Here is a 17,645-nt window from a genome sequence, read left to right as displayed (position 1 = left end):
ACCTGTATAAAATTTTCAATGTTCTTTCAATTTAGCCTTGACTTTTTATTTGCAGGCTAAAAAAGCGTCCACAGATTCCTTTCGGTTTCCATGAACGCTCATTCTTATTTAATTAGTGTTTCTTTTTTCTCATAAATGCAAGGGCTCCTGTACCAGTCGCACCAATGCCGAGAAGCATAAACCACAGCCACAGATTGGTGTTATCCCCAGTCTTTGGTGAATCACTGACAGGTTTTCCACCTTCCGGTGTCTTTTCTGCCGGTTTTTCCTCATCCACCATGGTTACATGCTGTACTACACTGGTATCCTTTACTTCGAATTCCACATCTTTTGCAACCAGATAGCCATCCGGTGCTGTTTCTTCACGGAGAGTGTATTTTCCGATCGGAAGCATTTCGATGTAATGTGCTTTCTCTGTACTGGTCCAACTTTCCACAACTTTTCCATCCTGATCAAGGATTGTGAGTTTCGCTCCCGGAAGTTCTTTTCCGGCGATATCCTGTTTGGAGATTTTCACCTTCGTTACATCATCCTTCATCTCAACTTTCTGCACATCGGCAGTATCTTTGATCGTGAACTTCACGCTTTCAGCTGTCACGTAACCATCAGCAGGTTTTGTTTCAACCAGTGTGTATTCTTTTCCGACAGTCAGCTCACGGATCACATGTGCTTCTTTACCGGAAGTCCATTCATCCACGATATTTCCATCGGCATCTACCACTTTCAGCTTACATCCTGGAAGTTCTTTTCCGGTTGTCAGACTGGATTTGGTAAATTCTACAATGGTTGGCTGATTCTCAAAGGTAAAATCATAGGTTACAGTCGGCTGATCCTCACCTGCATACTCAAACGTAAATTCTTTTCCTTCATCGTTGGTTACGAATCCGTCTGGTGCATAGAGCTCTTTTACATAATAAGTTGCTCCTATTGGAAGATCTGCAACAAATGTGATCTTTCCTTCTTCATCTGTAGATTTCAGCTCAATGATCTCATCGGCTTCGATCAGGACTTTACCAGTTGTCTCAGACTTAATGTCATCTTTGGCAAATAATCCAAAGATAGCACCTTCCAGTGTACGGTCAGAATCTTTTTCTTTCTTAAGTACACTGACTTCTACTCTCTGACGGTTGTTCTGCCAGTCTTTGTCATAGACTACAACCGGTGTATTCTGATCCACGTAAGTCAGATCTACATGACGGATCTCACCATCCAGCACATGACCGTAAGCAGTTCCTGTTTCCTTCACGTAGTATTTCCCAAGTGGAAGATTTTCCAGTTTTGCAATACCGGTTTCATCTGTCTTGATCGTTGCAATCAGTTCATCCTTTTTATAGTAATCGTCACTGACGCCATCGGCAGCCTTAATGTCTTCCTCAGCATAGACTTCAAACGTAACATCTGTCAGCTTTCCGGTTACATAGTTGAAAATGTGTTCCACCACACCTTTGACCTTATCGGCCAGTGTAACAGAATCCAGGAATTCTCCTTTTTTGTTGATGATCAGTTCACCAACCGGTACCTCGTCCTTCATTTCCACTTTCTGAACCTCTCCGGTATCTTTGACTGTGAATGTCACATCATTGGCTACCAGATAGCCATGTGGTGCAAATTCTTCATGGAGGGTATAAGTCTCACCCACTTTCAGATATTTGATCACATGCGGTGCATCTTTGGAAGATGTCCAGCTATCTACTACATTTCCATCTTTATCCGTTACTTTCAGATAAGCTCCATCCAGTTCTACACCGGTTGTTGCATCTGATTTTGTGATCTCAACAGTTGTCGGCTGGTTCTTCTTTACGGATTTTAATGTTACTGTCTGTACATCCTGCCCCTGATAAGAAGCATCAAATCTCAGTACTTCATCCGAAGATACGAATCCATCTGGTGCTTTCAGTTCTTTTACATAATAGCTTCCAAGTGGAAGATCCAGTGTACATGCTGCCTGACCTTTTTCATCAGAAGTCATTTCCTGTAAAAGAGTATCTGCTTTAACGATCACTTTTCCATCTTTCGTCTGAATGTCTTTTGCATTGTAAATACCGAACACTGCTCCGGCTACTGTATTGCCTGTCTCGGCATCCTGTTTTTCGACCGTAATCGACACTTTCTGTCGTTCATCTGTGACAGAGATTTCTTTCTCGATCACTGCAGTATCCTGATCCGCATAAGCAAATTCGACATTTTCCGGCACAGTATTTAACACATAAGTGTCCGGTGCATTCTTCTCTTTGACATAGTATCTGCCAAGTGGAAGATTCTTTACGGTTGCATAACCATCTGCATCCGTTGTGACGGTTGCTACCAGTGCATCCTTTGCAAAATACAGAGTTCTCTGTCCATCTGCATCTACCTGATGATCGGCAGTATAAATATCTTCTGCCGCATAGACTTCAAATTCAGCACCTGCAAGTCCAGCCATTTCATACTGGAAGTCCTTATCAAATCCCTTTAACACTTCACCCTGTTTATAGATCTTTAACTGACCTTTGACCGGGGCATTGGTATATTCCACATCAATGACTGTATCTCCTGTGACAGGATCGGTCAGATAAGCAGTATCTGTATCAACTGCAACTGTCACATAGTTTTTGGATATTGTGTACCCATCGGGTGCCGTCACTTCCTCAATCCGGTAGTTACCAGGTTTCAGATTCTTTGGCAGTATCAGGTATCCTTCCTCATTTGTGAAATAGGATTTGTGTACCGTTGGCTTCGGGTAGGATGTTGTCTGTTCCACATATTTCTGATTATCCAGGTCGTATACCTTGAACTCAGTATTGGCCAGGAGTACAGATTTCTGTGTTTCTGCATCCTTTTTGATGATCTTTAATTTTGCTTTGAATTCCTTATCCAAAAGCACTCGCCATGTCTGCGGTGTATCCGGATGATTCTCTGTGATCTTCACTACAAAATCATCAACCGGTGCATAGTTGTGTTTGCTTGTGGTTTCTCTTACCACATAAGCTCCATATGGAAGCGGAATCGATCTTGCATATCCTTTTTCATCGGTAAACATTTCTGCCTGGCCATCTGCAGTCAGTACAACTGGTCTGGCTGAGTCAAAATCATAACTTCCATCTGCTTTTACTTTCAGATCACTGACAAGCCATGCTGAAAAACCAACTCCCTGCAGAAGATCTGCATCGGTCTTTCCGTTGTTTGCTGCCTTGATGATCTGAAATGGCTGTTTGATGACAGTTTCTTTACATACAGAAGTTCTTTCTACTATCGGAACAGTAGCACCTTCGTAAGTACAGTCCACCTCATGTTCTGTCGGATCCAGTACGTATCCCACCGGAGCACTAAGCTCTTTCAGATAATACTTTCCAAGATAGAGATCCGATACAGAAGCTTCGCCATTCTTATCCGTTGTCAGGGATGTAATCAGGCTGTCTTTCTTATGGATTGTTCCGGTTCTTCCATCCGGATGAACAATATCTTCCCTTGCATAAAGGCCATATACTGCACCTTCCAGCGTTGCATCACCCTGTGCTGCATTCCCTGTCTCAGCATCCTGTTTTGCTATGTTGATCTTTGCATTTACACGTTTGTCTGTTACATTTTTGGTCGTTGTCTTTCCGATAGCAAGAGTCACATTATAAGACTTTGTATCGATCTGATACCCTGTTGGAACAGAGATTTCTTTCAGATAAACAACTTCCTGTGTTTTCTCCATTGTGAGCTGTGAAGCACCATTCTGATCAGTTGCAGGCATCTCTGCGATCAGCTTTGTACATGCAGCATCGGAATAGATCCCGTACACTGCACCAGCCAGTGCATTTCCTGTATCCTGATCTTTCTTTACAATGGATACTTTGCATTCTTTTGTCCAGGTTACTTTAAAATCCACATATTTCTCATTTCCGACACCTTCACCGAAAACAAGAGCCAGGTCCTGTGTTCCAGATCCTGTTGTGATCTTATAGGCTGAATATTCCTTATCAATACTTCCTTTCATCTTAGAAGAGAAAGTAGCACTGACATTTTCTGCCTGATTAAGTGGTGCTGTCAGATAGAACTTTGTACCACCGGAAATCTCCACATTAGCCCCTGCAGCACTTGTTTTTCCGGTTGTCACATTTACAAGTTTTACACCTTTCGGCAGCTTGAAAGTGATCGTCTGCAGTTTATCCGCTTTGAATGTGATCACACTTGTTCGCTGGCTGTTTCCTTCCACATAGGCCTTTACATTAGATTCGGAAAAGCTCATATCTACAGACGGAATGTCCGGCATATTTACACAATAATTGTAAAGCTCCATTGCCAGGTTCTTTCCTGTTGCATTAGTTCCGGATGCCCAGTCACTGGATCCATTTGCATAAGCTGCTGCAAGATGGGTAATGATGAATCTCTTTCCTGCCGGAAAATCCGGATGTTTCTCATCGAAGAAACCATTCTCATCACTTGCTTTTGTTCCGTAATAGCAGACCTTTGCAAGTGTCTTTCCATCGGCAAGTTTCTGGATCGTATAAGTTCCATTTCCCGGTCCTTTTTTCGATGGTTCAACACAGTATGCTGTCGCATTGATGCTTCCCCATTTCACATAATATGGACAAGTCAGGTAAGAACCTAATCCATAGTCTGCGTAATAGTACCAGGAGCCGGCTGTAACTGTGACTGATTTTGTTCCTGTTTCACCGGAAGCAAGCATCATTGGCATATCAAAAGTAATACTTTCGCCTGCTTCAAGATCTGCAAGAGCAACTTCCTGGTCAACAGCTTCCTGCATAACCTCTGAGAGTGTGATTCCTGTTTCCGGATCAACGGTCTCCTGATTCTCCGTTGCTTCGATCTCTGCATCAAATTCTTTTTCTGTCAGTTCTGTTTTGCTCTCCGTTTCAGCAGCACCAGTTTCCTCTGTAGACGAGTCAGCCTCAGAATCCTCTGTTTCTGTCTTATCGGAAGAACCAGCATCCTGCTCAGAAGAACTTTCTGACTGCGAATCTTTCTGCTGATCCGCTTCTTTTACCACGATCTTTCGATTGATCTGGTAGGTTGGGTGATCCGTTGTCTGTGGTTCTACATAATAGACTGCCTTATAGGAATTGGCATAATCGGTAGAAAAATCATTCCCGTCCGTATCTTTTGCTTCCTGAAATGTAACTTTTACTTTGCTGTCATCCTGGATCGTAAGACCGGTATAATCACTCTTTACATCGAAATTGTCTCCAACCTTGATCTCATAATCCTTTGCAGTTACCACTTCATCTTCATCCAACTGATCCTTGATCTCCTCATAATACGGAATCTTTTTTACAGATCCAGCATCATCAGAAGCATAGGCAACAGCGGGAGAGAGTACCGTCGATAGAACCGTTACTGCAGTCAGTAAACCGGACATCACCCTGCGTGCTTTCTTTTTCACGTTCATTCTCTTAAATCCTTCCTTTCTGATTCTTTTGTGTATGGTTATCTGTTAGTTTCTGCATATTATCTTTTATACGAAGATGATCGCCTCCTTTCCTGAAATTTGCGCTATTTGGGACAGTCAGCACAAGCTGAGATAACAGCACAAATATATGGCGGTACTTGTTTGTCACAAATACCGCCACATGATTTCTACTGTCATCCTCTTTTTAGATTCAGACATTTTATTTTGATTTAAGATTTAAGCGTTTTCCTGTTTTCTTTCCCGGATCCGTTCCTATATCAGTTTCCATCTCTGATACGTTTTCTTCTGGCAGACACGCAGCTTTTCGCTCTATGCATGTTCAAACCAAATATCACTCCGGGCAGGCTATTCATTTTTCAAGGTACATGAAGGTGTTCTATGCAAACCCTTCATATAACGAAACGCTCAGAGCCTGTTTTACAGTGGTCTAATTCAATTTTTTTGAAATTTTTTTAAAATTCTTCGTTTTCCGCCTTTTTTTTCATCGTTTTTAATGCCCTGTTCAGGAGGTCATTTACACTCTGCTGTTTGATTCCCAGATAATCTGCAACATCCTGCTGACGCATTTCCTCGAAATAAACCAGATTGAGTACCGTCTTTTGTCTCTCTGTTAACTCTTTGATCAAAGCATTCAGAATTTCTCTGTCGATAACATCGTCAACAAAATCTTTTGAAGATCCTCTCATAATCTCCGCATCATCTGTAACATCGCTGTTAGAAAATACACCATGATTGGTGCTGATTTTGCTCTGGCTGTATGCCATACGGTCTTCAGCCTCTATCAGCAGACGGATATACCAGTTTTCATTATCAAAGAACTCTTTATTGAATTCCTTGTTATCGCCAGTTACACTCACATATTCATAGTCATCACAACTATGAAGTGGAAATACGGTTGATTGATTTCCTGCTGTATAAAGTACATATCCGTGATCATAAACAGAGATTGTTGTATCTGCATTGATCATTTCCTTTACTACAACTTTGTGTTCCTTCAAGGATTTCACGCTTGGGATTCTCTTCTCCACATCAGCAACTTTCACGATTTTTTTCAGTTCTTTTAATGTCAACATAAAGACCACCTTTCTGCCTTTCGGCTCCGGGTGGTCCATTCCATCTTTTATAAAATTCCTGCACAGACATAAAGAACTGCAGTACAAGAGGTCACGAACTCACCCGTTTTTTTTGAACGGGAGTCCGCGACTCCTTTGTAACGCATGTATCTGCGTTTAGATTAAGTTTGCCAGATTGCCTGGCTTATTCAGTTGCTATGTGCATCTTCTGATTTATTCTCTGTTTGCTGTTTGCGAAACATGGAATAATCGCCCATAGCATCGTAAGGACAACGCCTTACAAATTCCTGGTATTCGATTTCAGTCATCTTTGCTTCCTCCTTTGTGTCATATTATCAAAATCTCTATTTACAATTATTTTTGCAAAAAAGAATTCAACCTCTATATAACGAAATGCTGAGAGCCTGTTTTACAGTGGGGTACGACAAAAAATTTAAAAATTTTTCGAAATACGTCAAAAAAGCCCGACAAAACAAATACTTCAACAATCTCCAAAACCAGAAAATACTTCTGATCTTGCAGTGTATCCGTAAATGTTTTGCCGGGCTCTTAGTGATTCCAGTCAGGTTCAGCTCCTTGACAAACTCTTGCTGTCTGGTGCGTTCTTGATGGTTCCTGCCAAATCCAACGCTTACTACAGACAGCTCATTCTATTCTGTTATGATCCCTGATTCATCATCTTTCGGGAATACGTCCGCATCCTGGACTTTAATTGTTCATCTCTGATGTGGATCGGACGAACCGACACCATATCATCCTTTACAAATATCTCCAATGTACTGCGACATTTTTTGCACTCCACTTCTGAATCGCTTTGTGCGCTCTTTTCAATAAATGCTCCACATACAGAGCAGTGTACATGCCATTTAATAGCACCTGATCCCATATAGGCTTCCTCCTTTAAGCAATAAGATATTCTCCATTTATTACTCAACGGACCAAAGGGAAATCAAATCCGCCTTATGAGCATCATGCCATCCATTCCGTAAGTGCCAAAGCTACACGAACAGCACGATTTCTATTCTGATCAGATCTGCTTTGTCGATCTGTGCATCCTTTTTTATCCTTTCACCAGCTACCACTCACTCTTTCCGGTATAAAAAATTCCGCTGTGATTCATTAACATGATATTTCAATAGTTTCAAATACATCACCAGTCAGATCACAGATGTCCTGGATCTGGATCTCGGTATCATCAATCCGTAAGTGGACTGATGGATCAAAAAATTCTACGGTTCCAGATAATGTATGGTACTGACCAATTAATGGATTCTTCCATGACTTTTGAAAATAAGTTGCCTGTATCTTCATTCCATATGCCAGGATTCTTAATTTCATATCCAGCTCATTTTTCTTTTCCTCAGATAAATCTCTTTTCGGTTCATAAATGATTTCCTGTTGCCGGATTGTTTCATCCAATCCACGAAGTGCCGCAAATGGAGCAAACTGTTTTGCCCTGCGTCCTACATCCATGGGATGTCTCCTGGAAACCGGTCTTGGTAAATATAAATACGGTTGATATGCACTTGCCAGCACTTTTTGCACCTCCTCTAAGCACGGTGACCACCTATTTGCTCGTTGCGTTCTCTATAAGTAGAACACTCCAGCAGATTGGATCCACGCATGATCGCATTCTTTCCATAACGCTGCTTTACATTCAATACTGCTTCCTGTAAATGCCGTTCCTTATCGGTCTGTTTGGGATCATCAAACAGGCTGTACTGCACATAATTTTCAGGAGCAACCCTGTTCGCACACACCTCGATTCTTCGGATTCCGGTATATTTGTCTGCAATCCTGCGATATAAATCTTCCACTGCATCTATGATCTTTTTGGAACTGTTACTTTCTCTTTCGAGTTTTACGGTTCCTTTGGATGCCTCATGCTCATACCTGTGGTCATAGGCGATCCATAAGGTGAGAGAGTTTGTTACCAGTCCTTTTTCAAACAGATCCAGGACCAGATTGTCTGTCATTTCCCTTACGATCACAAGTGCTTCGTCAAAAGAATAATTTCGCATCAGCACCTGACCATTTGAAAGGCTGTGTTCCTCCGAATGATAGTTCTTGATGTCACTCATCCGGCACGTTTCATATCCCCATGCATGATCGATCAACAGCTCTGCATCAATCCCAAACATCTTATACAGCCAGTCTTCGGATCTTAAAGAAGCCATTGCGATATCGCCCATCGTATGGATCCCGTAACCAGCCAGTTTCTTTTCAGTCCGGGATCCAATCCTCCAGAAGTCACTTAATGGTTTATGATCCCATAGCTGCTCTCTGTAAGAGAATTCATCCAGGATTCCAATATGGTCATCCACATGCTTTGCTACGATATCCATTGCGATCTTAGCAAGATACAGATTGGTTCCCACACCTGCAGTTGCAGTGATGCCAGTTTCCTCCATGACTGCCTGCATAAGCTTTATCGCCATTTCTTTTGCAGTGAGATGATAAAGCTGCAGATAGTTTGTCACATCAATAAAACACTCATCAACACTGTACACATGGATATCTTCTTTTGAGACATACCGTAGATAGATTCCATAGATTTTTGCGGAATAATCCATGTACAACTGCATCCTCGGCATGGCTGTAATGTACTTCACACAATCCGGTATCTCATGGATTCGGCACCGGTTCTTGATGCCAAGAGACTTCATAGCCGGAGTGATTGCCAGGCAGATTGTTGACTTTGATCTGGTCGGATCTGCAACCACCAGGTTTGTTTTAAATGGATTCAGCCCACGTTCTACGCATTCTACAGAAGCATAAAAGGACTTCAGATCAATACAGATAATAGAAGTCTGATCCTGACTCACATTGCCACCTCCCATACGTCTTTCCTCTTTTTGTAACATGTATCCCATTTTGACTATCAATGATTGTCTATCCTTCCTGTTTTCATTGAATTACAGGAAATTCATTTCACATATCCATTGACAAAAGAGGAAATATTGTGTATCTTATAGGAAAGATGTTTCCCTTATCTGTGATTCACATTATAGGAGAGATATTTCCCTTTGTCAAGATTAATTTTTAATTTTCAGGAGACACATTTCCCGTTTTGCCTTGAGGCGGCTAATGAAACTTATAAGACAAGGCTTAGAAAGAGGTATGTTTATGACATTCGGTGAAAAAGTAAGATCATTAAGAAAAGAAAAAAAGATGAGTCAGCAGGAACTGGCCAGTATGGTTGGTGTTTCATATAGGACCATTCGATCCTGGGAAGTAGAAGGACGTTTTCCAAAACAAAATGTTCTGTATCAGAAACTGGCAGATGCATTACAGTGTGACGTTTCTTATCTCATGAGTGAGGATGAAGCTTTTATCACAGAAGCATCCGAACAGTTTGGTAACCGTGGTGCCAAACAGGCTCAGCAGATCCTGGAACAGGCTGCAGCTATGTTTGCTGGTGGATCACTGACAGACGAAGATAAAATAGCTTTTATGGATGAGATCCAGAGCCTTTATCTGGATTCCAAAAGACGTGCAAAGAAATTTACACCGAAAAAATATCTGAAAAACCAAGAGGAAAAATAATAGAAGGCGGGATTATTGTACACCTAATCTGTTACCTTATAGTTACAAGGATATTTCTGCCCTTTTTATTTTTTACTTTTGAGGTGATTTATTTGAGAAACACTTACATATATACAGAAACAAAGAAATTAATCAAGAAATATGGCACCAGGGATCCCTTTGAGATCATGGATCAGATGAACATTGTTGTCGGGGAAACTTCCAGATATAAGACACTGAAAGGATATTGTTTTATGAGCTGCAAGACGATCTATGTCATGATCAGCAGTTTCCTTTCAGAAGAAGAAAAGATGATCGTTGCCGCCCATGAATTAGGGCATATCATCCTGCATCGTTCCCAGCTGAAAATGGCTCCGATGCAAGATGATACACTCTACAATATGACGGATAATACAGAATACCAGGCCAATCTGTTTGCTGCCGATCTTCTGATTGATGATGAGGAGATCGAAGATATGGTTCAGAACGAAGACCTGGATTACTTCGGACTCTGCAGTTCTCTGAATGCAACTCCGGAACTCATGAGCTTTAAACTATACAGCCTGACAAAACGAGGCCAGGCTTATCATATGCCGATGGAGATTCAGAGTAATTTCCTGGCAAAATAATAAAGGATAAGCGCATTCTACAATAAGAAAACTATAGATTTATCTCACTGAAAGGAGGAACATTTATGTCAAGACATCATATTGAAAAAGTAACTTGTCCTTCCTGCCATCATGAGGGGGATTTTGAGCTCTGGGACAGTATTAATACTGCACTGGATCCTGAAATGAAAGAGAAGGTACTTAATAAATCTATTTTCCTTTATACTTGCCCGAGCTGTGGAGAGACCTTTCGTTTAAACTATCCTACACTCTATCACCAGATGGAAGATCTTATCATGATTTATCTGGTTTCTGAATCAGAAGTAGAAAAGACATATGAAATGTTTTATGGTGAAAATGCTTTGTTTGATTTTCGTACTGAAAAATATTTATCCCGAATCGTAACGTCACCAAATCAGCTCGTTGAAAAGATACAGATTTTTGATGCAGGTAAAGATGACAGGATAATGGAACTTGTTAAATTACTTGCGACAGATTCTCTTCTCAAAAATAATCCTGATGAAGAATTTGATGAACTGCGCTTTGCTGTCGACGATGACGGAACAAATATTCTTGTAATCATTAATAAGGGTGAGACCACTGGTGCAGTTGACATTGACGATATGTATGAATTTGCTTCTTCACACTGCACTGATTTCAAAGATCTCCGAGATGATGAGGATATTGTTATCAATCGGGAGTGGATTCTTAACAAACTTGCTGAAGCAGAAAACGAATAGTATATTTGGTGGCTACACCCCCAAGCCCCTGTAGAATAAATAACGCCAGTACTGGATATCAAAAATCCCGCACCGGCGTTATTTATTAAAATATTTTGTTTTTTAATCTTCAACACTCTCTACTGAAACTTCTTTTTTCTTCCTACTTTTACCAGAAATCATCTTGTGTCCTGTATAAATAGCCATAATCATGCAAAGCAAAGTACTTGCTGCAAAGTACTTATGGCCTTCTTTTGATCCCTTATAACCTGTATAAAAAGTTCCAAGCATTGTAATCAGTGCACTGATAGACCAATATTTATGTGCTTTCATTCAGATACCTCCTGCCGTTTTTCTTAATCATATACCTTTTAAAATATATATACAAACTGGTATTTTGAATCAATCGACAAGCAGCTCGGAGCTTCCACTATAAATTCATACTTTCAGCAAATAGGATATGGCAATGAAAATATATCCGGAGATTTCTCTTCCTACTGGATGCAGTCATCCTTAAAGATTTCACCAGTAGAACAAGTTGAACTTTTGAAAAATTTATATCGAAACAACTTCAACTTTACTCCTGCTAATATTCATGCCGTCAAAAATTCCATCCATCTTACCGCCTCTGAAAATGGAGAATTTATGGAAAAACCGGAACCGGACGAGTGAACGGGCAGGATATAAATGGCTGGTTTATAGGTTTTATAGAAAGCCAAAATAATACATACTTTTTCTCCACAAATATTCAAAGCGAACAACGTGCAACTGGTAGTAAAGCATCAGATGGTGCTTTATCTACTCGTATTGATTCGTCACATAAATATAAGCATCTTCCAACGTTGCAGGAATTGACATACACTCCAATTCTGGCTGTATTTCAGAAATCACTCTTAACTGCAATCCCCCCTCAACATACTGTTTTGATGTAATACGATACTTCTGTTCCACTTCTCTTGCTTTTCTCTCATCAGGTACTTTGCAAATCCAGATTTTCCCCTGTGCTTCTTCTGTCAAATTCTTCATAGAACCCGCATATAAGAAACTACCTTTGTGCATAATTGCAAGTTGGTTACAGGTAGCAGCCAAATCTTCCACCACATGAGTTGAAAACAAAACCGTTCTGTTTTCAGAAAAATCTACTAACAAATTGCGGATGCGAATACGTTCCTCTGGATCTAAACCGGTAGTCGGCTCATCCACAATCAAAAATTCCGGTTCATTTAAAAGCGCCTGCACTAATCCTACCCGTCGTTTCATCCCGCCTGACAACTGTTTCATTTTCTTTTTCCGGTGTTCTGCAAGACTGGTCTTTTTCAAATAATATTCTATTCGTTTCTTGCACTCCGCTTTTGGAACACCTGCCAAATCCCCCATATACTCTAAACACTCCTGAACTGTCAAATTCGGGTAAAGATCAATTTCCTGTGGCAGATACCCTATTTTTCTCTGGATTTTTTCATAGTTTCCTTCACTATATAAAATCCTGTCCAATGTGACCGTTCCACTTGTAGGTTTAAGTACAGTAGTTAAAACCCTCATCAAAGTTGTCTTTCCTGCTCCATTTTCTCCCAATAATCCAAAAATTCCATTCGGTATATTTAAATTCGCATGATTGATTGCTGTCACACCATTTTTAAATCTTACTGTTAAATCCTCAATATGAATACTCATAAACTTACCCTCTCTTTCTAACTATTTTCGGCAATACTACCAATAAAATCAATCCAATACCAATACACAAAGCTTTCCCTTGCAGCCATGTAACATCAGCAGTATTTTCTATATCTCTGAAAGCATAGGAAAACAGATTCCATGCCCCAAAAAGTTTATCTCCTCCCGTGGAATTTGTTGCTACCCATATCAGAAGACAGCTTCCAATCCCCATCCACATATTGCGAAAAAGCATAGACAATGTATTGACCAATATTCCCCAAAAGAAAATGGTTACTACAATCGCTAAAAAATAGGCAATAAACTGAAGTATTTCACTTTCTGTTGCCGGATGTGTGACCGGTTTTTGAAACACAAAAAACAATCCGTAACCTAAAACAGCAAGCAGTAATAAAAAAACTTCCTGTATCATTATTCGCTGCATGATGGAGCAAATTCTCTTTCTTATTGGATACAGCCTATGGATTTCTGATCTCTTGCTTGTAATTTCCTGCACATAAGTGTCCGCACAAAAAACAGCAGTCAATATAGCAAAAGGTGCCTCAATGGAAAGTCCTATTTCATTTGTGAATACAACCCCACGTATCAAGCTTAAAATCACAACAAAAGATACTGCATAAGCAATCTTATAAAACGGCAGAACAATCTTCATTTCCTTCTTCATTTACATCCGCCTCCTCTTCCAAATCTGTATTGAAATCAGAATAATCACTACAGATGCTAAAATAAGTAGACTCTGATTTAAAAATGCCATTGGTGGCGGTGTCGTATCGAAAAGCTGATCAGGGAATCGAACCATAATCGCAAAAGGTCTTCCCCAATATCCATAAACTCCTTCCGCATTTCTTCCGCCCATATTGGAATATACCATGTAAAGAATCAGAAGCGGCACTCCCGGAAGTGGATTTTTAAATAGGAGTGAAATCAATGTATATACACTTACAATCATCAGCATATTGGGAAGTATATAAAGTACAGTAGAAACTATAAAATCCCAGAACCGCACTTCAAACCCACTGTCTTTTGTATAAATAACACACAATGCCCAAAATAATAGATTTATAATAGTCAGAGCAATCAAACAAATTGCAAATCCTGCGCTTACTTTTCCCAATACATACTTTCCGGCAGTGATCGGTTTCGTGTGAAGCAATTCATAAGTATGCTTTTTCGTATCCTGTAAAAACAGAACCGCTAACATAATTGTTGCAAAAAAACACATAAACAACCCTGCAAAATCAGCAAATTTTCTTGAGTAATAAAAAGAAAACGTCTTATTTTTCATTTTTTCGTTCAGATATGCGTTGATTTCTTCTGATGTTCCTTTGTAATAGGCACTATCTTCGTACATATATCTTGCACTATACCAATCATATTTTTCCTCCAGATATACGAATGCTTCTTCTAACTCCATATCAACAAGTTCGCTCATTACGGATTGTGCCTCTAAATCAGACATTTCTAATTCATCAATTAGTGCTTGTTTTATCTGTCCACTCCATATTTCTCGATGTTTTTCAGGATTCGCAGGAATATATCCTTCATAAACATCTCCTAAGCGAACTGTATCAGGATAATCATTGACAATTTTCTCTCCTTGCCCTAAATAGTGTGTCATTAAATATGGACTTGTCGTATTAAACACACCATAAATCACAAGCAGAATACCTACCCAAAATAACGGTCGCTTTAGATAATTCTTAATCTCTCTTTTAAAAATAGCAATCATACGTTTGTCTCCTTTCCTTGTTATAGACATCATAAAATATAAATCACAACAAAAAGACAACAGTATAAAAAAATCGGACTGCTTATGCAATCCGATGAAATACTGCTGTTATTACAGCTCCACTCTGTTTTTCGTTTTCTATAAGTAACTGTCCGCCATGCTTTTCACAATACAATCTGCTGATATACATACCCATTCCTGAATGTTTCAAACTATCTTTCACATTTTGCTGATAAAAAAGCTCTGTTGCCTTTTGTTTGTCTACTGTAAATCCCACTCCATCATCCTTTACTCTGATTTGTAATTCAGAATAAGTAAGGAGAACTTCCATTTCCACTTTTGTTTTGGCATAACGAAAGGCATTTGACAAAAGATTTTCTATAACCTCTAAAATCACTTCCTTATCTCCCGAAAATTTTTCTGCTGTTTCCGAACATTCTAAATCGTATTGCTTTCCAAATTTTTTCTCAAACACATTCATCTCTGCACGTATGTCTGTTTCTAACTGCTTACTTGTAATTTTTTCTGCCACCAACTCCCTTGCATCTAAACTGCTCATCTTTCGCATTGTTTCCACAAATATATCCATACGTTCAATCTGTTTTTTGCTTTCATTTACCATATCTAGGGCTTGCTCCATATTTATCTCTTTCTTAGGGAGATATTCTGAAAGCATTTCCTGATACCCCTCCAGCACAGATAGTGGAGAACGTATATCATGTGCAATCGCTGTTCGCAAAGCCTTTTCTTCCTCAATCATTTTCCATAATTGATGGTTATTTTCTGCAAGCTGCTCCTTCATCCGTTCAAATTCTCTGCACAATCTTCCCATTTCATCTTTATTTTCATAGGTAATATGAAAATCCAAATTATTTCGACCAACTTGTTGTGATGCCAGTTCTAATTCTTCAATGGGATTTTTCAATTTATGCTTATAAAAAAGAAACACTGCTATGATATTGCCTACCACAGACACGATAAGTACTGTAAACGTCTGAAGGAAATCGCATATCTCTGATACATGATAATCAAATTTTTTCATTTCATAAGAATTCGGTCTCGGAACATCTGTCAAATACTTTCTACCTTCACCTTCTGCCATTTCAAAATACTTTTCTTGATCTACATATTTCCACCAAATGTCATCTTGTATAGTGGCTGCCATTCGCATAATCAATGCTGAAAGATAAAAACTAACTATCAAACTAACAATCATATACAAAACTATAGTTTTTCTCAACGAAAGATTTCTTATTTTGTCCATTTATATCCCATCCCCCATATCGTTTCAATATATTCATGCTCCGTATATTGATTGATTTTTTTACGAATTCTACGAATTAACTCTGTCACCACTCGGCTATCTCCTTCTGCATCGTATCCACTAATCTTTTCATAAATACGTTCCTTATCAAACACCATTTCAGGGTTCATGGATAAAAGTTCTATAATCTCATATTCTAATTTAGTAAGCCCTAAAGCATTTCCTTTAATATGTACGCATTTACTGGCATAGTCAATTACTAATTCCCCATAAAACCGTTGTTCTGTTTTTCTATGTAAACGTTCCTCACGTTTCAAATGGGCAATAATTCTGGCATCTAATTCTTTCAAACTGAATGGTTTTAAAACATAATCATCGCCACCAGACAACAATCCCATTACTCGATCCTGTTCTTCTACTTTTGCAGTCAAAAAAATAATCGGACAGGAAACCATATCTCTGATTCTTCTGCACACTTCAATTCCGTCCATTCCCGGCATATTTACATCCAATAAAATAATATCGGGATTTACACTTATCTTTTCCATTGCTTCTATGCCATTTTCTGCAATAATCACTGTATAATTCTTCAATGTAAAGTATTGATTCAACATTTTTAGCAATTCTCTATCATCATCAACCATTAAAATTTTATAGTTCATAAATTCCACCTCTGGCTATAATGCTATCTTTTCTTTATAGTATATCTTATAAAAAACAACAAATAAACAACAATTCCTAAAAGGCAACAGCCTTTCTAAACTGCCGCCTTTTCTCCTTCATTTTATTTCCATTATTGATAAACCATCTCTGTATCCACAATCTCCCTTGCACACGATTACATATTGTTCATTCTCGCTACCCATTCCATCTGATTTTCTGCCTTTAACTGTTCCGTGATCCCCTGTGCCTGTTTCATCTGCTCTACAATTCTTTCAAACCTTAAATACTTATAGTCGTCTGTATCCAAACAAACAAGCCGAAGTCGCACAACAACTTGAAAATCTTATCAACGGAACAACAGTCCCAGATACTATTATAAAAAAGGAAAAAGAGCTCCTTCGAGCTCTTTTGATTCAGTTCTGTAAACTTGAAGTTATAGTGCAATCTTTTTCCATTTTCTAATCTTGGTTCTAAAGGTTCCGAACGGAGCAACTGTATTAACATGTATGAATTTGTATACTTCCCAGACAGCTGTTTTAGTTGCTTCGTCAGCCCATTTTCTCATATGTGGTTTAAATAATTCTTCATCACTCAGAGAATCAATCATTGCATAAATAGAGTTGATATTCTCATTCAATCTGTCTTTCAATTCTTGCAGTGACAGCTGAGCATATGTATCTGTAAACCATTGATATAATTCGCCAAGCTGATTCCACTTAAAATTATCCGAAGGAGTATTGACAGGAATACCCTTTCTTTCGTCTGATTCCCATTTAATAACAAGAGTTGTCCAGCCAACCTGATAAGCAAGATTTTCTGCCGGAGTTCGATCGACCTCATCAATTCTCTTATCTTTTAAATGCTCCGGAATATCATTAAATTCTGAAATATACTTTGCAAAGCTTTTATTTATCTCGTTTTTAAGCTCGTCTTTATTCTCATATGTTCTCAATAGTCTATCTCCTCAGCTTCCGATTTGCCAGTTTCAAAAAAAG

At 39.2% G+C, this 17,645-nt stretch carries 16 protein-coding genes and 2 pseudogenes; 5 read left to right on the top strand and 13 right to left on the bottom strand.

All coding sequences use genetic code 11. From position 1 onward, the window contains the following. Nucleotides 1-112: 112 nt before the first annotated feature. The 5 genes from DWY31_RS12825 to DWY31_RS12805 all read right to left on the bottom strand — a co-directional run bounded on the left by DWY31_RS12825 (nt 113) and on the right by DWY31_RS12805 (nt 9,308). On the bottom strand, nt 113-5,374 hold the full coding sequence (locus DWY31_RS12825; RefSeq protein WP_118520834.1) for a SpaA isopeptide-forming pilin-related protein: 5,262 nt from the start codon (nt 5,372-5,374) through the stop codon (nt 113-115). A 473-nt stretch (nt 5,375-5,847) separates the two neighbouring features. Beyond that, the gene (locus DWY31_RS12820) at nt 5,848-6,507 is read right to left on the bottom strand and encodes a sigma-70 family RNA polymerase sigma factor (protein ID WP_117739575.1); all 660 of its coding nucleotides are present in this window, start codon (nt 6,505-6,507) and stop codon (nt 5,848-5,850) included. 619 nt (nt 6,508-7,126) lie between these two features. Continuing rightward, nucleotides 7,127-7,354 (bottom strand): hypothetical protein, encoded by a 228-nt coding sequence (locus tag DWY31_RS12815; RefSeq protein WP_005334838.1) that lies wholly within the window; start codon nt 7,352-7,354, stop codon nt 7,127-7,129. Between the two features lie 233 nt (nt 7,355-7,587). Then, nucleotides 7,588-8,004, bottom strand: coding sequence for a hypothetical protein (locus DWY31_RS12810; RefSeq protein ID WP_226820972.1), 417 nt, complete (start codon nt 8,002-8,004; stop codon nt 7,588-7,590). 14 nt (nt 8,005-8,018) lie between these two features. Beyond that, nucleotides 8,019-9,308 (bottom strand): Y-family DNA polymerase, encoded by a 1,290-nt coding sequence (locus tag DWY31_RS12805; protein ID WP_330425680.1) that lies wholly within the window; start codon nt 9,306-9,308, stop codon nt 8,019-8,021. A gap of 247 nt (nt 9,309-9,555) precedes the next feature. On the opposite strand from DWY31_RS12805, the gene DWY31_RS12800 reads away from it, so the two are divergent. The 3 genes from DWY31_RS12800 to DWY31_RS12790 all read left to right on the top strand — a co-directional run bounded on the left by DWY31_RS12800 (nt 9,556) and on the right by DWY31_RS12790 (nt 11,341). Continuing rightward, on the top strand, nt 9,556-10,014 hold the full coding sequence (locus DWY31_RS12800; protein WP_005334845.1) for a helix-turn-helix domain-containing protein: 459 nt from the start codon (nt 9,556-9,558) through the stop codon (nt 10,012-10,014). A gap of 92 nt (nt 10,015-10,106) precedes the next feature. After that, entirely contained in the window at nt 10,107-10,622 is a 516-nt protein-coding gene (locus DWY31_RS12795) for an ImmA/IrrE family metallo-endopeptidase (protein ID WP_225876977.1), read from the top strand. Nucleotides 10,623-10,687: 65 nt separating this feature from the next. Further along, nucleotides 10,688-11,341, top strand: a complete 654-nt coding sequence (locus tag DWY31_RS12790; RefSeq protein ID WP_118001312.1) for a CpXC domain-containing protein — start codon at nt 10,688-10,690, stop codon at nt 11,339-11,341. Nucleotides 11,342-11,443: 102 nt separating this feature from the next. On the opposite strand, the gene DWY31_RS12785 is transcribed toward DWY31_RS12790, so the two are convergent. Further along, the gene (locus DWY31_RS12785) at nt 11,444-11,653 is read right to left on the bottom strand and encodes a DUF6219 family protein (RefSeq protein WP_005334849.1); all 210 of its coding nucleotides are present in this window, start codon (nt 11,651-11,653) and stop codon (nt 11,444-11,446) included. 45 nt (nt 11,654-11,698) lie between these two features. Here DWY31_RS12785 and DWY31_RS14575 point away from each other — a divergent pair, with 45 nt between their 5' ends. Both DWY31_RS14575 and DWY31_RS14615 read left to right on the top strand, forming a co-directional pair. Further along, a complete protein-coding gene (locus tag DWY31_RS14575; protein WP_442857762.1) occupies nt 11,699-11,992 on the top strand; it encodes a penicillin-binding transpeptidase domain-containing protein in 294 nt (97 codons plus the stop codon). Beyond that, nucleotides 11,989-12,045: pseudogene (locus DWY31_RS14615) on the top strand (hypothetical protein); the annotation flags it as partial. The gene DWY31_RS14575 and the pseudogene DWY31_RS14615, both read left to right, overlap by 4 nt. A 73-nt stretch (nt 12,046-12,118) precedes the next feature. Here the strand turns inward: DWY31_RS14615 and DWY31_RS12775 are convergent. The 7 genes and pseudogenes from DWY31_RS12775 to DWY31_RS12745 all read right to left on the bottom strand — a co-directional run bounded on the left by DWY31_RS12775 (nt 12,119) and on the right by DWY31_RS12745 (nt 17,602). Continuing rightward, nucleotides 12,119-12,994 (bottom strand): ABC transporter ATP-binding protein, encoded by an 876-nt coding sequence (locus DWY31_RS12775; protein ID WP_005334851.1) that lies wholly within the window; start codon nt 12,992-12,994, stop codon nt 12,119-12,121. Nucleotides 12,995-12,998: 4 nt separating this feature from the next. After that, complete coding sequence (locus DWY31_RS12770; RefSeq protein ID WP_005334852.1) at nt 12,999-13,658, bottom strand: hypothetical protein; 660 nt, start codon at nt 13,656-13,658, stop codon at nt 12,999-13,001. Continuing rightward, complete coding sequence (locus DWY31_RS12765) at nt 13,659-14,723, bottom strand: ABC transporter permease (protein ID WP_040015615.1); 1,065 nt, start codon at nt 14,721-14,723, stop codon at nt 13,659-13,661. An 82-nt stretch (nt 14,724-14,805) separates the two neighbouring features. Beyond that, complete coding sequence (locus tag DWY31_RS12760) at nt 14,806-15,987, bottom strand: HAMP domain-containing sensor histidine kinase (RefSeq protein WP_005334857.1); 1,182 nt, start codon at nt 15,985-15,987, stop codon at nt 14,806-14,808. Next, nucleotides 15,975-16,649, bottom strand: coding sequence for a response regulator transcription factor (locus DWY31_RS12755; RefSeq protein WP_005334858.1), 675 nt, complete (start codon nt 16,647-16,649; stop codon nt 15,975-15,977). Before DWY31_RS12755 ends, DWY31_RS12760 begins: the two co-directional genes overlap by 13 nt. Nucleotides 16,650-16,825: 176 nt before the next feature. Beyond that, nucleotides 16,826-16,933: pseudogene (locus DWY31_RS12750) on the bottom strand (TnpV protein); the annotation flags it as partial. A gap of 150 nt (nt 16,934-17,083) precedes the next feature. Further along, on the bottom strand, nt 17,084-17,602 hold the full coding sequence (locus DWY31_RS12745) for a ClbS/DfsB family four-helix bundle protein (RefSeq protein ID WP_117849504.1): 519 nt from the start codon (nt 17,600-17,602) through the stop codon (nt 17,084-17,086). Nucleotides 17,603-17,645: the final 43 nt, after the last annotated feature.

The organism is Dorea sp. AF24-7LB (assembly GCF_003478575.1).
Taxonomy (GTDB): Bacteria; Bacillota; Clostridia; order Lachnospirales; family Lachnospiraceae; genus Dorea_D; species Dorea_D hominis.
This window is presented reverse-complemented; position numbering and strand designations above follow the sequence as displayed.